Origin of the sequence: Glaciecola sp. XM2, assembly GCF_018595715.1 — a bacterium.
Taxonomy (GTDB): Bacteria; Pseudomonadota; Gammaproteobacteria; order Enterobacterales; family Alteromonadaceae; genus Glaciecola.
In genome coordinates this window covers 1-3,164 of record NZ_JAHEOJ010000002.1, presented here as the reverse complement: position 1 = coordinate 3,164, position 3,164 = coordinate 1, and the positions used below count along the sequence as shown (strand labels likewise).

The 3,164-nt window shown below is 50.0% G+C and carries 1 rRNA gene; it reads right to left on the bottom strand.

The window, feature by feature from the left end:
- Window positions 1–16: 16 nt before the first annotated feature.
- Window positions 17–2,894 (bottom strand): 23S ribosomal RNA (locus tag KJ365_RS00005).
- Window positions 2,895–3,164 lie beyond the last annotated feature (270 nt).

Here is a 3,164-nt window from a genome sequence, read left to right as displayed (position 1 = left end):
GCCACTTAGGTGTTGTATGGTTAAGCCTTACGGGCAATTAGTACAGGTTAGCTTAACGCCTTACAACGCTTCCACACCCTGCCTATCAACGTCGTCGTCTTCAACAACCCTTCAAAGAGATTAAATCTCTAGGGATGACTCATCTTTGGGCCGGCTTCCCGCTTAGATGCTTTCAGCGGTTATCCGTTCCGAACGTAGCTACTGGGCAATGCAATTGGCATCACAACCCAAACACCAGCGGTTCGTCCACTCCGGTCCTCTCGTACTAGGAGCAGCTCCCATCAATCATCCAACGCCCACACCAGATAGGGACCGAACTGTCTCACGACGTTCTAAACCCAGCTCGCGTACCACTTTAAATGGCGAACAGCCATACCCTTGGGACCGACTTCAGCCCCAGGATGTGATGAGCCGACATCGAGGTGCCAAACACCGCCGTCGATATGAACTCTTGGGCGGTATCAGCCTGTTATCCCCGGAGTACCTTTTATCCGTTGAGCGATGGCCCTTCCATTCAGAACCACCGGATCACTATGACCTACTTTCGTACCTGCTCGACGTGTCTGTCTCGCAGTTAAGCTGGCTTATGCCATTGCACTAACCTCCTGATGTCCGACCAGGATTAGCCAACCTTCGTGCTCCTCCGTTACGCTTTGGGAGGAGACCGCCCCAGTCAAACTACCCACCAGACACTGTCCACAATCCCGATAAGGGACCAATGTTAGAACATCAAACATACAAGGGTGGTATTTCAAGGGCAGCTCCACGTCATCTGGCGACAACGCTTCATAGCCTCCCACCTATCCTACACATGTAGGGTCAATGTTCAGTGCCAAGCTGTAGTAAAGGTTCACGGGGTCTTTCCGTCTAGGTGCGGGTACACAGCATCTTCACTGCAATTTCAATTTCACTGAGTCTCGGGTGGAGACAGCGTGGCCATGGTTACACCATTCGTGCAGGTCGGAACTTACCCGACAAGGAATTTCGCTACCTTAGGACCGTTATAGTTACGGCCGCCGTTTACCGGGGCTTCGATCAAGAGCTTCGCTTACGCTAACCCCATCAATTAACCTTCCGGCACCGGGCAGGTGTCACACCGTATACGTCATCTTTCGATTTAGCACAGTGCTGTGTTTTTAATAAACAGTCCCAGCCACCTGGTCACTGCGGCCCTCAAACGCTTAGGAAGCAAGTTCCATCACGTCCAAGGGCGTACCTTCTCCCGAAGTTACGGTACAATTTTGCCGAGTTCCTTCACCCGAGTTCTCTCAAGCGCCTTAGTATTCTCTACCTGACCACCTGTGTCGGTTTGGGGTACGGTTCGCTATATCATAAGTTTAGAGGCTTTTCCTGGAAGCAGGGTATTTGCTACTTCAACTCCTTAGAGTCTCGTCTCGTGTCTCAGGCATGTAGTTGACCGGATTTTCCTAATCAACAACCCTACGCACTTTCACTTGGACTACCAACGCCAAGCTAGCATAACCTTCTCCGTCCCCCCATAACTGATATAACAAGTACGGAAATATTAATCCGTTTCCCATCGACTACGCATTTCTGCCTCGCCTTAGGGGCCGACTTACCCTGCCCTGATTAGCATGGGACAGGAAACCTTGGTCTTCCGGCGTGGGGGTTTTTCACCCCCATTATCGTTACTCATGTCAGCATTCGCACTTGTGATATGTCCAGCATGCCTCCCGGCACACCTTCATCCACTTACACAACGCTCCCCTACCACTCATACATAGTATGAATCCGCAGCTTCGGTATATTGCTTAGCCCCGTTACATCTTCCGCGCAGGCCGACTCGACTAGTGAGCTATTACGCTTTCTTTAAAGGGTGGCTGCTTCTAAGCCAACCTCCTAGCTGTCTTAGCCTTCCCACATCGTTTCCCACTTAGCAATATTTTGGGACCTTAGCTGGCGGTCTGGGTTGTTTCCCTCTTCACGACGGACGTTAGCACCCGCCGTGTGTCTCCCGGATAGCACTCATCGGTATTCGGAGTTTGCAAAGGGTTGGTAAGTCGGGATGACCCCCTAGCCTTAACAGTGCTCTACCCCCAATGGTGTTCGTCCGAGGCTCTACCTAAATAGATTTCGGGGAGAACCAGCTATCTCCCGGTTTGATTGGCCTTTCACCCCCAGCCACAAGTCATCCCCTGACTTTTCAACGTCAGTGGGTTCGGTCCTCCAGTTGATGTTACTCAACCTTCAACCTGCCCATGGCTAGATCACCGGGTTTCGGGTCTATACCTAGCAACTCAACGCGCAGTTAACACTCGCTTTCGCTACGGCTCCCCTAATCGGTTAACCTCGCTACTAAATATAAGTCGCTGACCCATTATACAAAAGGTACGCAATCACCCAACAAGTGGGCTCTCACTGCTTGTACGTATACGGTTTCAGGTTCTATTTCACTCCCCTCACAGGGGTTCTTTTCGCCTTTCCCTCACGGTACTAGTTCACTATCGGTCAGTTAGGAGTATTTAGCCTTGGAGGATGGTCCCCCCATCTTCAGTCAAGATAACACGTGTCCCGACCTACTTAATATGGCAACTATGTCTCTTCGTGTACGGGGCTATCACCCTGTATCGCTGTGCTTCCCAACACATTCCACTAACACATAATTACTCGGCTGCTCCCCGTTCGCTCGCCGCTACTAGGAGAATCTCGGTTGATTTCTTTTCCTAAGGGTACTTAGATGTTTCAGTTCCCCTCGTTTGCCTCTACAAGCTATGTATTCACTTGCAGATACCGCCGAAGCGGTGGGTTTCCCCATTCGGACATCTGTGGCTCAAATGCGTTTTGTCAGCTCACCACAGCTTTTCGCAGACTTACACGTCCTTCATCGCCTCTAACTGCCTAGGCATCCACCGTATACGCTTAGTCACTTAACCATACAACCCTAAATAGCCTAAGCCATTTTAAACACCCGCCTTTTGAATTCGGATATTATTGGGTAAGGCAATGTAGCTTCTCTTAACGCCGTCAAAAGACCTACCTCACCTTGCGCAAGATTGTCATCTGGCTAACGCCAGCTAAAAATTTGCACTGCATGCATGACAAGTTTTGCTAATCATATTTCGTCTTACTTTTCTAAGTCCTAAGACTTAGCCAAGCAACACATTGTCAGATAGAGTAGCGGTTGAAAAAACCTTATCTAAGTT